Here is a 14,157-nt window from a genome sequence, read left to right on the forward strand (position 1 = left end):
CGGCCGGGCCGGCTGAACAGGCGGCCATGACACACCCCAGCCTGGCGATCATCTGCCACGAGCATCGCGCGCTTTCGGCCATGCTGCGCTCGATCACGCTGCTGCTGCGCGAGCATCGGCGGCGGCATACCCTGCCTGACTTCGACGCGCTGCAGGCCATGCTGTTCTATATGGACGAATTCCCGGAGAAGCACCACCATCCCAAGGAGAGCCGCCTGCTCTTTCCCAAGCTCCGTGGACGCGATGCGCGCATCGACGCGGTGCTCGACCGCCTCGACCGCGACCATGCGCATGGCGAGAAGGCCATCCGCGAGCTCGAACACGCCCTGCTCGGATTCCGCGTCATGAGCGGCACCGTCCAGTGCGAAGCGCGCCGGCGCCATTTCGAGGCCCTGATGAAGCAGTACGCCGACTTCTATCTCGATCACATGCACGTCGAGGAGACCGAGATCCTGCCGCTGGCCGAGGCGGTGCTCGACGCCGAAGAATGGGCGGACCTCGACGCGGCGTTCCTGCTCAACCGCGATCCGCTGGCGGGCTACGAGGCTGACGAGGCCTACCGGCCGCTTTTCAGGAAGATCGTCGGCGCGCTGCAGAATTCCGGCAGCGTCGGCTCGGCGCTCGAAGCCTTCGCCGGCGCCGCCATACCGAGCGACAAGCACCACCCGCATCCCTGAGGTCATCCCGGACGGCAGCCGGCTGCGTGGTCGCGGTCAGGCTGCGGTGACGCCCGGCGTGGGCGCGGAGTCCTCATACCGCGTCAGGAGCCTGGCCAACAGCTCACGCACACTGCGAACCTGGTCGCCGAACGGCAAGGCGCCGACGCCACGGAAGAACAGGCCCCTCTTCACATCGCCGCGCAGGGCCGCGGCCAGCTGGGTGTCTATGCAGAACTGGCCCCACGTGGCGAGCCCATCGCGCAGCCCGCATTGCGCCAGGCAGTCGAAAGCGAGCGTGCAGCGCGGCTTGACGTGCGCAACGCCCTGCAGCTTCGCCTCGGCCTTCAGGTAGCCCTTGAGCCAGCGGGTCGCCACCGCACGCGCGGGCAGGCCGGCCACGCTGGTGAACTCCACCAGGTCTTCGTCGCGTGCCTCGGCCAGCATGCGCTTGAACTCGGGGTGCGCGTCGCACTCTTGCGTGACGGCGAACGGCGTGCCAAGTTGCACCGCCGCCGCGCCCAGCGCCTGCACGCGCGCGATGTCCTCGAAGCGGCGGATGCCGCCGGCCGCGATCAGCGGGATCTCCTTCTCGATGCCCGCGGCGCGCAGGAAGGCGAGCGACTGCGGGATCACGTTCTCGAAATCGAAGCGCGGGTCGGCCAGGTCGGCGATCTTCCCGGCGCCGAGGTGGCCGCCGGCGAGCCGGGGGTGCTCGATCACGATCGCATCGGGCAGGCGCCTCTTGCGCTCCCATTTGCGCACCAGGAGCTGGACACCGCGCGCATCCGACAGGATCGGTACGAGCAGTGCATCGGGATGGTCCTGCGCGAGCTCGGGCAGGTCGAGCGGCAAGCCGGCGCCGACCACCACCGCATCGATCCCGCATTCGAGGGCACGGGTCACCGAGGGAGCGTACTCGCCCACCGCCCGCATCACGTTGATGGCGAGGAGGCCGCGCCCACCGGCGCAGCGGCGCGCGGCACGGATCTCGCGCGCCAGTGCCTCGAGATTGGCCGCGTTGATGTCCTGCTTGGCACGGCTGGTGGCGGCCGCTCCCGGAGCCAGGTCGCGCGTGCGCTCCATGAGGTCAGGGTGGTGTCGCCGCAGGTCCACGGACGAGATGGTGCCCATGGCGCCGAGCGCCGCAACGCTGCCCGCCAGGCGATGCGCAGACACGCCGACCCCCATGCCGCCCTGGACGATCGGGAGAAGGGTTCGTCCACCGAGGCGCAGCGGCCTCAAGCCGCCTTCGTGCAGCAGCGCCATCAGCGGGTCGGCGCTGTCTGGAATGTCGTGAGCTGAGGCCAGGTTGTCGGCAATGGTCATGGTGGCTGCGGCAGGATGCATGCGCACCGCATCTGTTGAGATGCACGAACGGTAGGGCAATGCCTTGAAAGTGGTGTTGATGAAGGTCAAACTTGCGCGTTCCTGCACCGAGAGACCGACATGTCCATTTCAAGCTTCGACGACCTGCTGCGCGCCGCGCGCGAGATGACGCAGGCGCAGCGCCTGCTCTTCGTCTTCACGGCCGCCGGCGTCCCCGATGACGCCACGCCCGCGCAGCACGAGCGCTACCAGGCGGGCCAGGGCGGCACGCTGACGCCTCTGATGTGCGTCGACAAGACGCCTGGCGAAGTCGTCTCCTTCGACGCCCTGCGGGACGAGGCACGACAGTTCGGCCAGCCCTGGGACATCGTGTTCGTCGCCGCGATGTCGGGCAGCGCGGGTCTCAGCCCGACCAGTGAACAGGCCGAGGCGCCGTTGCAGCGCATGGTCGAGGCGATCAAGTCCGGCGATGTGGCGGGTCTGGTCCCCTTCGACAGCGAAGGCCAGCCGGTGCAGATCGGCTGAAGCCCTTCAGGCAGCCCTCGGGCCGCCGGGGCCCAGTGCTTCGTCGATCTCGTTGAAGATCCCCGTGCCGCTGCCGTCGTCGACCGGCGCATGGTCGAACGGGCCGGTGCCGCTGTGCTCGGCGTCCGACGCCGGCACGAAGCTTCCGCTGCGCAGGTCGAAGACATGCACCTCGCCCTCCTCGATGACGTAGTGCCAGCCGTGCAGGGCGAGCCGCCCCGACTCGACACGCTCGCGCACCATCGGGTAGCCCATCAATCGTTCGAGCTGCAGCACGACGCAGCGCTGCTCGGTGCGCCGCAGCGCCTCGGGCGTCACCTGGACCGGCAGCGCCGCCTCGCGCGCCAGGTCGAGCCACGCGGCCAGATTGGGCGCCTGCGGTATGTTCTCTTCGTACAGCGCCCGGATGCCGCCGCAATGGCTGTGACCGCAAACAACGATGCGCTCGACGCCGAGCCGCAGCACGGCGAACTCGATGGCGGCAGCCGTTCCGTGGTAGCCCACCCAGCGCGGACCCGCATCGGGCGGGACGCGCCCGCCCGGGGGGCCGACGCCACAGGCGTCCTGGTGGCCATGAAGAAAGCCATCATGCGGCGGCACCAGCGCGCCGACGTTGCGCACGATGAACAGTTCGCCCGGGCCTGTACCGGTCAGCAGGTAAGGCACGAGGCGCGAGTCGGAGCAGCCGATGAACAGGATGTTCGGGTGCTGGCCGTCCCGCACCAGACTTTGGAACCGATCCTGCACGCCGGGAAAATAGTCGTCGTGAAAGCGCCTCAGCCGCTGCAGCAGTTCGTCGGGCATGCCGCACCGCCTCCCGTGGCTACTGGACCAGCGGCGTCTGCGCCGCATCGAGGTCCACGCCCTCGACCACGGCCTGTCCCGCCAGCAGTTGGAGGCACTGCCGAAGCGCCGTCACATACGCCTGCTGGCGCAGTGCCATCGCGACCGCGCCGCGCACCGACTCGAAGGACTGCGGCTCGCCGCCCTCGCGTTCGAGCACTTCCACCACGTGCAGGCCGAAGCGGCTGTGGACCAGGCGCGGCAGGACGCCGACCTCGACCTGGCCGAAGATCTCCCGGGCGAACTCGGGCGCGCAGTCGGCCGGGGTCAGCCATCCCAGATCGCCGCCTTCGACACCGCTGGGGCAGTTGGACAGCTCTCGGGCGGCCCGCTCGAAGCCGGCGCTTGCGCCGCCACCCGCCTTGCCGTCGTGGCAACGGACATCGAGCAGGCAGGCCTCTGCGCGGTTGCGCAGTGCCACCACGTCCATGCCCGGCGTGACTGCGAACAGGACGTGCCGCAACCGCACGCGCTGCCCCGTCCGATAGCGGGCCGGGTGCGCCGCATGATGGCGCCGGCAGGCCTCCTCGGACGGCTCGGGCAACTGCAGTTCGCGTTCCAGCCATGCATCGATGGCCTGCGACGCGGCTTCGCTGAGCACGCCGTCGCCAGGCGCCGCATCGGTGGGCGCGAGCAGTCCCGCATCGATGGCGGCCTGCCGCAGCAGCTCGGAGCAAGCGCGCTGGCGCAGTTCCTCCTTCGTCAAGGCCTCGGCCTCGGTGTGGAGTGCGACGCCATTGATCCGCGCGACCCGCGCTGCCATGGTCGGGAGCGCCGCGGCGCCGGCATCGAGAGCTTGGATATTCATGAAGGTTCTCTCCTTGTTTCAGATAGCCCCGGGCTCGCGTGGCTGGTTGTGGCCGGCCGGCACGTTCAGCCGACGGCTGCGCACGACCTGGTGCGGCCGGAACAGGAACCGGATGGTCCCGAAGCCGCTCCACACGTGCACCAGCCGGCTGAACGGGAACAGCAGGAAGATGGTCATGCCGAGCACGATGTGGACCTGGTACGGCCAGGCCAGGGCGGCCAGCGCGGTGGCATCCACCGGACGCAGGGTGACGATGCGCTGCGCCCAGTCCGCCAGGATCAGCATCACGCTGCCGTCGGCGTGCTGCACCGAGTACGGCAGCGTGACCAGCCCCAGGACGAGCTGGACCCACAGCACCACCAGCACCGCGATGTCCGTCGGATGACTGGTGAGGCGGATGCGCGGATCGAACACGCGCCGGTACAGCAATAGCGAAAGGCCTGCGAAGCACACCGCGCCGGCAATGCCGCCGGCCACGACCGCCATCATCTGCTTGGTCGCAGCGCTCATGAAGATGCCGTAGACGCTGTGCGGCGTGAAGAGCCCGACCAGGTGGCCGAAGAACAGGAACAGCACGCCGAAGTGGAACAGGTTGCTGCCCCAGCGCAGGGTGCCTGCCCGCAGCATCTGCGAGGAGTCGCTCTTCCAGCTGTACTGGCTCTGGTCGAAGCGGATCAGGCTGCCCAGCACGAACACCATGAAGCAGACATACGGATAGACCTGGAAAAGAAAGCCATACACGCCCTTCATGACGATGCTCCTTGTGTCGAGTTGCTCTTGCGCACGATCTGGATGGGTTGCGGCTGGCCGGGCCTGGCCTGCCCCTTGGACGAGCAGCCATCGAAGGCGGGCGGTTCGGCCCAGCTCTCGTCGAGCGCCTCGTCGGCCGGCGGCTTGACCGGCTGCGCCTTCTCCCCGGCCAGCTCGAGCAGCGCGCCGAGCACGCTGGCGTAGGGGCTCTCGCGGTGCTGAAGGGCGCCGAAGATGGCATTGAGGATGTGCGCCATCTCGCCCAGGAAGGCCCGCGCCTCGCGCACCGGCTGCGTGGAGACGAACTCAAGCACTGCCGGCAGGTAGTCCGGGAGCTCGCCCTCGGCCAGGACCAGGCCGGCCTTCTCGTAGGTCTGGCCCAGGTCGATCATGGCCGGCCCGCGCTCGCGCGAGTCGCCGTGCACATGCTCGAACAGGTGCAGGGAGGTGCCGCGGCCCCGGTCGAAGAGGTCGACGTAGTCGGCCTCCGCCTCCAGGGGGTCGGCACGCCACAGCATGTCCACCAGCGCGTCGAGTTCGGCGAGCCGCGACGGCGACAGGACACGCTCGCTGCGCAGCAGCTCGCGCATCTCCGGCAGATGGCTGCGCATGCCCGCGTCGGGGTAGCCGAGCACGGCCGAGAGGACGCGCAGGGTCTTTGCGGCCGGACGTTGCGAGTTCAGCGTGAACATGGTCAGACCTCCGCCCGGATGGGGATCGTGCGCTTCTTCTCGCTGCCGAACAGGCTGGCCTCGCTGGTACCTTCCGAGCACCCGTTGCCGAAGGTGAAGCCGCAGCCACCGCGCACGTTGAAGGTGTTCTCTGCGTACTCGCGGTGCGTCGAGGGGATCACGAAGCGGTCTTCGTAGTTGGCGATCGCCATCACCTGGTACATCTCCTCGACCTCCGCCTGGCTCATTCCCACCTGCGCGAGCACTTCGTGGTTGATGCGCCCGTCGACGTGCTTCTCGCGCTGGTAGGCGCGCATCGCCAGCATGCGCTCGAGGGCCTGCACGACCGGCACGGTGTCCCCGGCGGTGAGCAGGTTGGCCAGGTAGTTGACGGGAATGCGAAGCTGGTTGACGTCAGGAATCTCGCCGTTGCTGCCCACGTGCCCCGCGTTGGCGGCGGCGCTGATGGGCGACAGCGGCGGCACGTACCACACCATCGGCAGCGTGCGGTACTCGGGGTGCAGCGGCAGGGCCACCTTCCATTGGACCGCCATCTTGTAGACCGGGCTGGTGCGCGCCGCCTCCATCCACTTGTCGGGAATGCCGTCGAGGCGCGCCTGGGCGATGACCTTGGGGTCGTTCGGATCGAGGAAGATGTCGAGCTGTGCCTTGTACAGGTCGCGGTCGTGTTCGACGCTCGCAGCCTCCTGGATGCGGTCCGCGTCGTACAGCAGCACGCCCAGGTAGCGGATGCGCCCGACGCAGGTCTCGCTGCACACGGTCGGCTGGCCTGCCTCGATGCGCGGATAGCAGAAGATGCATTTCTCGGCCTTGCCGCTCTTCCAGTTGTAGTAGATCTTCTTGTACGGGCAGCCGCTCACGCACATGCGCCAGCCGCGGCACTTGTCCTGGTCGATCAGGACGATGCCGTCTTCCTCGCGCTTGTAGATCGAGCCGGATGGGCACGACGCCACGCACGCCGGATTCAGGCAGTGCTCGCACAGCCGCGGGAGATACATCATGAAGGTGTTCTCGAACTGGCCGAGCATGTCCTTCTGCATCTGGTCGAATCCGTCCAGGTTCTTGTCCTTGCTGCGCGCGGAGAACTCGCCGCCGAGGATCTCTTCCCAGTTCGGGCCCCAGACGATCTTTTCCATCTGCTTGCCGGTGATCAGGCTGCGCGGCCGCGCCGTCGGGGTCGCCTTCATCTCCGGCGCCGACTGGAGGTGGCCATAGTCGAAGGTGAAGGGCTCGTAGTAGTCGTCGATCTCCGGCAGGCTGGGGTTGGCGAAGATGCGCATCAGCAGCTTCCACTTCGCGCCCTGCCGCGGCTCGATGGTTCCGTTGGCCTTGCGCACCCAGCCGCCGTTCCACTTGTCCTGGTTCTCCCACTCCTTCGGATAGCCGATGCCGGGCTTGGTCTCGACGTTGTTGAACCAGGCGTACTCCATGCCGGGCCGGCTGGTCCAGACATTCTTGCAGGTGACCGAACAGGTGTGGCAGCCGATGCACTTGTCGAGGTTGAGCACCATCGCGATCTGCGCGCGGATCTTCATGCGACTTCTCCTTGCGCCTGAACGGGGCGAATCAGTTCGTCGGCGACCGGCGTGTCGAGCCAGTCGATCTTGTTCATCTTGCGCACCACCACGAACTCGTCGCGGTTGGTGCCGATGGTCCCGTAGTAGTTGAAGCCGTAGCTGAACTGGGCGTAGCCGCCGATCATGTGCGTGGGCTTGAGCACGATGCGCGTCACCGAGTTGTGGATGCCGCCGCGCGCGCCGGTGATCTCGGAGCCCGGGGTGTTCACGATCTTCTCCTGCGCGTGATACATCATCACCATGCCCGGCTTGACGCGCTGGCTCACCACCGCGCGCGCCGCGATGGCGCCGTTCACGTTGAACAGCTCGATCCAGTCGTTGTCGACGATGCCGGCGCGCTTCGCATCGTCCTCGCTCATCCACACGCAGGGCCCGCCGCGGCTGAGCGTGAGCATCAGCAGGTTGTCGGTATAGGTCGAGTGGATGCCCCACTTCTGGTGCGGGGTGATGAAGTTCAGCGCGATCTCGGGGTTGCCGTTCGGCTTGACGCCCAGGATCCCCGCGGTGGTCTTCAGGTCGACCGGCGGTCGGTAGGTGGCAAAGCCCTCCCCGAAGGCGATCATCCACGGGTGGTCCAGGTAGAACTGCTGCCGCCCGGTCAGGGTGCGCCAGGGTATGAGCTCGTGGACGTTGGTGTAGCCGGCGTTGTACGAGACGGTCTCGCTCTCGATGCCGCTCCAGGTCGGCGAACTGATGATCTTGCGCGGCTGCGCCTGGATGTCGCGAAAGCGGATCTTCTCGTCCTCGCGGTGGATCGCCAGGTGCGCGTGGTGGCGACCGGTCTGCTTGCCCAATGCCTCCCAGGCCTTCACGGCCACGTGGCCGTTGGTCTCGGGCGCCAGCATCAGCACCACCTCGGCGGCGTCGATGTCGGTCTCGATCTTCGGCATCCCGCAGGTCGCGCCGGGCTCGGTGACGAAGCCGGAGAGTTCGCCGAGCTGCTTCACCTCGGTCTGCGTGTTCCAGCCGATGCCCTTGCCGCCGTTGCCGGCCTTGCCCATCAGTGGCCCCAGGGCCGTGAAGCGCTTGTAGACATTGGGGTAGTCGCGCTCGACCACCTGGATGTTGGGCGCCGTCTTGCCCGGCACCAGCTCGCATTCCCCACGCTTCCAGTCCCGAACCTCGAAGGGCTGGGCCAGTTCGGCGGGGCTGTCATGCATCAGGGGCGTCAGCACCAGCTCGCGCTCGACGCCGAGGTGTCCGACGCAGACCTCGCTGAACTTCCTGGCAAAGCCCTTGTAGATGTCCCAGTCGCTGCGCGATTGCCACGCCGGGTCCACCGCCGTGGACAGCGGATGGATGAAGGGATGCATGTCGCTCGTGTTGAGATCGTTCTTCTCATACCAGGTCGCCGTCGGCAGCACGATGTCGCTGTAGAGGCAGGTGGTGCTCATGCGGAAGTCGAGCGTCACCAGCAGGTCGAGCTTGCCTTCGGGCGCCTTGTCGTGCCAGGTGACCTCCTGCGGCTTGGCCTCCTCCGCACCGAGGTCCTTGCCCTGCACGCCGTTGCTGGTGCCGAGCAGGTGCTTGAGGAAGTATTCGTGGCCCTTTCCGCTGGAGCCCAGGATGTTGGAGCGCCAAACGAACATGTTGCGCGGCCAGTTGTCCGGGTGGTCCGGGTCGGTACAGCTCATCCTGAGCGAGCCGTCCTTGAGCGCCTGCACGGCATAGTCCTTGGGGTCGACGCCGGCGGCCTGCGCGTCGCGCACCACCTGCAGCGGGTTGGTCTGCAGCTGCGGCGCGCTCGGCAGCCAGCCCATGCGCTCGGCGCGCACGTTGTAGTCGATCATGCTGCCCGCGTACGCCTTCTTGTCGGCCAGCGGCGAGAGCACCTCCTCCATGCCCAGCTTCTCGTAGCGCCACTGGTCGGTGTGGGCGTAGAAGAAGCTGGTGCTGTTCATCTGGCGCGGCGGGCGGATCCAGTCCAGCGCAAAGGCGAGCGCGGTCCAGCCGGTCTGCGGGCGCAGCTTCTCCTGGCCGACGTAATGCGACCACCCTCCCCCGCTCTTGCCGATGCAGCCGCACATCATCAGCATGTTGATGACGCCGCGGTAGTTCATGTCGCTGTGATACCAGTGGTTCATCGCCGCGCCGATGATCACCATCGACTTGCCTTGCGTCTTGTGCGCGTTCTCGGCGAACTGGCGCGCCACCGTGATCAACTGCGCGCGCGGCGTGCCGGTGATGCGCTCCTGCCATGCCGGCGTGTAAGGCGTGTCGTCGTCGAAGCTGGCGGCTGCGCGGGCGACACCGCCGGGCCGCCCCAAGGTGGCGCCAGCCCCCTCGGGGGGCAGCGAGGACGCGTCAGCGCCGAGCGTGGGGGCACCATCTTCGCCGTCGAGTCCGCGCGCGACGCCGTAGTTCGCCACCTGCAGGTCGAATACGGAGGCCACGATCGCGTCGCGATGCTCGCCCGCCTTGCCCAGCGGGATACGCCTGACCGGCACCGTGCGCACCAGCACGTCACCCTGTTCGCTGGAGGGGAAGTGCTCGCTCGCGATGCCGCCGAAGTATGGGAATCCGACCCGCGCCGTCTCCGTGCTCGGCTGGTCCCCCTCGAGCGCCGACAACCTCAGCTTCACCTCGTCGCCGTGGCGCGCCTCCCTGGCTTCGAGGTTCCACTGGCCTTCGTCGGCGCGCCCATCGGGGCCCCATCGGAAGCCGATCGCGCCGTGCGGCAGCACCACCTTGCCTTGCTGGTCGAAGGCGACGGTCTTCCACTCGGGATTGTTGGCCTGGCCGAGCTTGCCATTGAAGTCCGAAGCGCGCACGTAGCGGTCGGGCACCATGACGACCTCGCCGCCGGGCAACGTGTGCTCCTTGAGCATCACCAGCATCGGCATGTCGGTGTAGCGGCGCACGTAGTCGTCGAAGTAGGCGCTGCGCTCGCGTCCGCCGTCGGGAAAGTAGAACTCCTTCAGGATCACGTGGCCCATCGCCATGGCGACCGCGGCGTCGGTGCCCTGCTTCGGGTGCATCCAGATGTCGGCCAGCTTGGCGACTTCCGAATAGTCCGGCGTCACGGCGACCGTCTTCGCGCCCTTGTAGCGCACCTCGGTGAAGAAGTGCGCGTCGGGCGTGCGCGTCTGCGGCACGTTCGAGCCCCAGGCGATGATGTAGCTGGAGTTGTACCAGTCGGCAGACTCGGGCACGTCGGTCTGCTCGCCCCACACCTGCGGGCTTGCCGGCGGCAGGTCGCAATACCAGTCGTAGAAGCTCATGCACACCCCGCCGATCAGGCTCAGGTAGCGGCTGCCCGCGGCATAGCTGATCATCGACATCGCGGGGATCGGCGAGAAGCCGATGATGCGGTCGGGGCCGTGCTTCGTGATCGTGTAGACGTTGGCCGCTGCAACGATCTCGTTGACTTCCTCCCACGTCGAGCGCACGAAGCCGCCGAGGCCGCGCACCTGCTGGTAGTCGCGGCGCCTTGCATCGTCCTCGACGATCGAGGCCCAAGCGCCGACGGGATCGTGTGCGATGCGCGCCTCGCGCCAGCTCTTGAGGAGCCTGCCGCGCACCATCGGGTACTTGACGCGGTTCGCGCTGTACAGGTACCAGCTGTAGCTGGCGCCGCGTGCGCAGCCGCGCGGCTCGTGGTTGGGCATGTCCCAGCGTGTGCGCGGGTAGTCCGTCTGCTGCGTCTCCCAGGTGACGATGCCGCCCTTGACGTAGATCTTCCAGGAGCACGAGCCGGTGCAGTTCACGCCATGGGTCGAGCGCACGACCTTGTCGTGCGCCCAGCGGTTGCGGTAGGCGTCCTCCCACGTGCGGTCCTCGCCCGTCGTGACGCCGTGGTCGCCAGAGAAGGCTTCCCTGGGCTGGCTGAAGTAGCTGAGGCGGTCCAGAAAATGGCTCATTGCTTGGGCTCCGGAAAAATGTCGAGTCAGGGGTTCTTCACGTACGCATTGGCGCGCAGGTAGAACCACCAGTTGAGAACGAGGCACAGCGCGTAGAACACCGCGAAGCCGTACATGGCGAGTTCGGGTGTCGCGGCCTTGATCTGCGCACCGATCACCACCGGCGCAATGAAGGCCCCATACGCCGCCACGGCCGAGGTCCAGCCGAGCACGGGCCCGGCCTGCTGCCGGTCGAAGATGACGCCGATGGTGCGGAAGGTCGAGCCGTTGCCGATGCCGCTGGCGGTGAAGAGCACCACGAACAGCGCCATGAAGATCAGGAAGTACTGCTCGGGCGCTGCCGAGCGGTAGGCCAGCAACATCACGTAGCCGACGGCCGCCGAGGCCACCACCATCACGGCCGAGATGATCTGGGTGACGATCGAGCCCCCGATCTTGTCCGAGATCCAGCCGCCCACCGGCCGCACCGCCGCGCCGATGAAGGGCCCGATCCATGCATAGGTGAGTGCCGACGGCGCGTTGGGGTTCTTCAGCGTGTGCTGCAACACGCCCGACGCATCGGGCACGTGGCTGACGCCGAAGATCACCGTGATCGCCAGCGGCAGTGCCATCGAGAAGCCGATGAACGACCCGAAGGTCACCATGTACAGCAGCGTCAACGCCCAGGTGTGCCTGTTGCGGAAGATCTCGAACTGCTTGGCGATGCTTTCCTTCATCGGGCCGAAGGCCGTCAGCTTGAGCACCATCAGCGTGCTGACGATGATCAGCGGCATCGCGATCCACATGTTCAGCACCCCGAGGCCCGTGGGCGGCGGCAGGTACAGGTACAGGCCGAGGCCGGCCGGGACGAAGGAGAGCGTGTAGAGCCAGATGATCTTGAGGAAGGCGACGATCGCATTGCCCGTGTTCGGCGACACGGTCTTCAGGTTGTTCATGCCGAACCAGCACAACACGGCCAGCGGCACCAGCGACAGCACCCAGGCCAGGCCGGCGTTCTGGATCCAGGTGGCCGTGCCGGCGGGGATCTTGCCGAAGATCCAGCCGCTGTCCTTCACCAGCGTCATCGGCTCGCCGCCGAATGCGCCGAACAGCCCGACCGTCATGACCAGCGGAATGACGATCTGCATGCTCGTCACGCCGAAATTTCCCAGGCCGGCGTTCAGCCCCAGGGCGGTTCCCTGGAGCCGCTTGGGGAAGAAGGTGCTGATGTTCGACATCGAGCTTGCGAAGTTGCCGCCGCCCACGCCCGACCACAGCGCCATGAGCTGGAAGGACCACAGCGGCCAGTCCTTGTGCTGCAGCACGATGCCGGTGCCGATGGCCGGGGCCAGCAGCATGGCGGTGGTCAGGAAGATGGTGTTGCGGCCACCGGCCAGCCGGATCAGGAACGAGGCCGGGATGCGCATCGTCGCGCCTGCGAGTCCCGAGATGGCGGTCAGCGAGAACAGCTCGGCCTGGCTGAACGGAAAGCCGAGGTTCAGCATCTGGACCGTGATGATTCCCCACATGCCCCAGATCGCGAAGCCGCACAACAAAGCGGGCACCGAGATCCACAGATTGCGATATGCGATGCGCCGGCCGGTGGAGGCCCAGAAGGCCTCGTCTTCCGGCCGCCAGTCGGCGATGTCGGCGCCGCTTTCGGGTCGCCCCGGCGCCGTCGTGTGAAGGGTGCTCATGCGGGTTCCTTCAATGAAGGGGGTGTGATTCGGCCGTCGAGCCGGAAGGCGTGGGCGTTGCGGCCCATGACCTCGGTGCCGCGCACCTCGGTCCAGTACATCCAGATCAGCGACACCCAGACCACGCCGTACATCAGCATGAAGGCGCTGGAGCGAATGCCGGTGAGGTCCACCAGCGCGCCGAACATGATCGGCAGCACGAAGCCGCCCATCCCGCCGGCCAGGCCGACGATGCCGCTGATGGTCCCGATGTTCTCGGGGTAGTCGTCGGCGATGTACTTGAACACCGAGGCCTTTCCGAAGGCGAACGCGATGCCGAGCAGGAACATGAGCCCGGTGAAGGCATACACATTCAGGCCGATGTGGAAGGTCTTCGGGCCGGTGATGGTGACGATGGTGAAGTCGGTTTGCGGATAGCTCAGCAGGAAGAGGCAGATCCAGCTCACCCACATCACCCACCAGGTGACCGAATGGGCGCCGTACTTGTCGCTCAGCCAGCCGCCCACGGCGCGCAGCACGCCGCCCGGCAGCGAGAAGCACGCGGCCAGGAGCGCCGCGGTGCGGATGTCGAGGCCGAACTCACCGATGTAGTACTGCACCATCCAGAGGCTCAGCGCCACATAGCCCCCGAAGACGATGCTGTAGTACTGGCAGTACTTGATGACCTTCGGGTCCTTCAGCGCGCGCAGCTGGTCCGAGAAGCGCGTGTGGCTGGGAACGAGGTGCGCCGGGTCGCTCGCGCTGAACATCCAGAACAGCACCAGGGTGCCCAGCATGATGGCGGCGTACACCTGCGGCACCATGGCCCATCCGAAGGCGACGACGAGCGCCGGCGCGATGAACTTGTTGACGGCAGCGCCCGAGTTGCCCGCGCCGTAGACCCCCATCGCGAAGCCCTGGCGGTTCTTGGGGAACCAGCGCGCCACGTACGGCGTGCCTACCGAGAACGAGCCGCCGGCCAAGCCGACGAACAGGCCGATGACCAGGAAATGCCAGTACGCCGTCGCGTAGCTCATGAGCCAGATGGCCGGCACGGTGAGCGCCATCAGCAGCGCCATCACGATGCGGCCGCCGTACTTGTCGGTCCAGATGCCCAGGGGGACACGGATCAGGGAGCCGGTGAGCACCGGGGTGGCGGTCAGCAGGCCGAACTCCGTGGCGTTGAGGCCCAGCGCCTTCTTGATCGGGATGCCGATCACGCCGAACATCATCCACACCATGAAGCACACCGTGAATGCCAGCGTGCTGACCATCAGCACCGCCAGTGCCTGGCTCTTCTTGCTCATGACGAAGTCCGCTCGTTGCTCATGAACCCACTGTAGGATTCACGGGCACCTCGCAGCATCCTTCAGTGGTAGGGCCGCGGGGCGGCACAAGAACGATGCCGCCGGCGCCGGCATCGTCATGAAGAACTAGCGGCGTGGGAAAACGGCGCGCACTT

Annotated in this window: 11 protein-coding genes; 2 read left to right on the top strand and 9 right to left on the bottom strand. The window is 67.1% G+C overall.

The window, feature by feature from the left end; all coding sequences use genetic code 11:
• Positions 1–677: hemerythrin domain-containing protein (locus tag APY03_RS11460; RefSeq protein WP_332307384.1), on the top strand; the 677-nt coding region annotated here is incomplete at its 5' end.
• Between the two features lie 36 nt (positions 678–713).
• On the opposite strand, the gene APY03_RS11465 is transcribed toward APY03_RS11460, so the two are convergent.
• Complete coding sequence (locus APY03_RS11465; protein ID WP_068676964.1) at positions 714–1,925, bottom strand: NAD(P)H-dependent flavin oxidoreductase; 1,212 nt, start codon at positions 1,923–1,925, stop codon at positions 714–716.
• 180 nt (positions 1,926–2,105) lie between these two features.
• Between APY03_RS11465 and APY03_RS11470 the strand changes: the two genes are divergently transcribed.
• Entirely contained in the window at positions 2,106–2,510 is a 405-nt protein-coding gene (locus APY03_RS11470; RefSeq protein ID WP_068676861.1) for a ribonucleotide reductase subunit alpha, read from the top strand.
• Between the two features lie 6 nt (positions 2,511–2,516).
• Here APY03_RS11470 and APY03_RS11475 read toward each other — a convergent pair whose 3' ends face one another.
• Genes APY03_RS11475 through APY03_RS11510 form a run of 8 tightly spaced genes read right to left on the bottom strand, consistent with a single transcriptional unit; the run spans position 2,517 to position 14,002 of the window.
• Complete coding sequence (locus APY03_RS11475) at positions 2,517–3,314, bottom strand: carbonic anhydrase (RefSeq protein ID WP_068676869.1); 798 nt, start codon at positions 3,312–3,314, stop codon at positions 2,517–2,519.
• 19 nt (positions 3,315–3,333) lie between these two features.
• The gene (locus APY03_RS11480; RefSeq protein ID WP_083944288.1) at positions 3,334–4,161 is read right to left on the bottom strand and encodes a peptidylprolyl isomerase; all 828 of its coding nucleotides are present in this window, start codon (positions 4,159–4,161) and stop codon (positions 3,334–3,336) included.
• 18 nt (positions 4,162–4,179) lie between these two features.
• A complete protein-coding gene (narI, locus tag APY03_RS11485) occupies positions 4,180–4,911 on the bottom strand; it encodes a respiratory nitrate reductase subunit gamma (protein ID WP_068676872.1) in 732 nt (243 codons plus the stop codon).
• Positions 4,908–5,603, bottom strand: a complete 696-nt coding sequence (narJ, locus tag APY03_RS11490; RefSeq protein WP_068676874.1) for a nitrate reductase molybdenum cofactor assembly chaperone — start codon at positions 5,601–5,603, stop codon at positions 4,908–4,910. Before narJ ends, narI begins: the two co-directional genes overlap by 4 nt.
• A gap of 2 nt (positions 5,604–5,605) precedes the next feature.
• The gene (narH, locus tag APY03_RS11495) at positions 5,606–7,138 is read right to left on the bottom strand and encodes a nitrate reductase subunit beta (protein WP_068676877.1); all 1,533 of its coding nucleotides are present in this window, start codon (positions 7,136–7,138) and stop codon (positions 5,606–5,608) included.
• Entirely contained in the window at positions 7,135–11,040 is a 3,906-nt protein-coding gene (locus tag APY03_RS11500) for a nitrate reductase subunit alpha (RefSeq protein WP_068676879.1), read from the bottom strand. Before APY03_RS11500 ends, narH begins: the two co-directional genes overlap by 4 nt.
• 26 nt (positions 11,041–11,066) lie before the next feature.
• Positions 11,067–12,716, bottom strand: a complete 1,650-nt coding sequence (locus tag APY03_RS11505) for an MFS transporter (RefSeq protein ID WP_068676880.1) — start codon at positions 12,714–12,716, stop codon at positions 11,067–11,069.
• Complete coding sequence (locus APY03_RS11510; protein ID WP_068676881.1) at positions 12,713–14,002, bottom strand: MFS transporter; 1,290 nt, start codon at positions 14,000–14,002, stop codon at positions 12,713–12,715. Before APY03_RS11510 ends, APY03_RS11505 begins: the two co-directional genes overlap by 4 nt.
• Between the last annotated feature and the right edge of the window lie 155 nt (positions 14,003–14,157).

The sequence above is a fragment of the Variovorax sp. WDL1 genome (genome assembly GCF_001541225.1).
Taxonomy (GTDB): Bacteria; Pseudomonadota; Gammaproteobacteria; order Burkholderiales; family Burkholderiaceae_C; genus Variovorax.

Coding starts and splice junctions, on each gene's coding strand:
- APY03_RS11465 (WP_068676964.1), bottom strand. CDS start 1,925: ATGGCGCTGCTGCACGAAGGCGGCTTGAGGCCGCTGCGCCTCGGTGGA.
- APY03_RS11470 (WP_068676861.1), top strand. CDS start 2,106: ATGTCCATTTCAAGCTTCGACGACCTGCTGCGCGCCGCGCGCGAGATG.
- APY03_RS11475 (WP_068676869.1), bottom strand. CDS start 3,314: ATGCCCGACGAACTGCTGCAGCGGCTGAGGCGCTTTCACGACGACTAT.
- APY03_RS11480 (WP_083944288.1), bottom strand. CDS start 4,161: ATGAATATCCAAGCTCTCGATGCCGGCGCCGCGGCGCTCCCGACCATG.
- narI (WP_068676872.1), bottom strand. CDS start 4,911: ATGAAGGGCGTGTATGGCTTTCTTTTCCAGGTCTATCCGTATGTCTGC.
- narJ (WP_068676874.1), bottom strand. CDS start 5,603: ATGTTCACGCTGAACTCGCAACGTCCGGCCGCAAAGACCCTGCGCGTC.
- narH (WP_068676877.1), bottom strand. CDS start 7,138: ATGAAGATCCGCGCGCAGATCGCGATGGTGCTCAACCTCGACAAGTGC.
- APY03_RS11500 (WP_068676879.1), bottom strand. CDS start 11,040: ATGAGCCATTTTCTGGACCGCCTCAGCTACTTCAGCCAGCCCAGGGAA.
- APY03_RS11505 (WP_068676880.1), bottom strand. CDS start 12,716: ATGAGCACCCTTCACACGACGGCGCCGGGGCGACCCGAAAGCGGCGCC.
- APY03_RS11510 (WP_068676881.1), bottom strand. CDS start 14,002: ATGAGCAAGAAGAGCCAGGCACTGGCGGTGCTGATGGTCAGCACGCTG.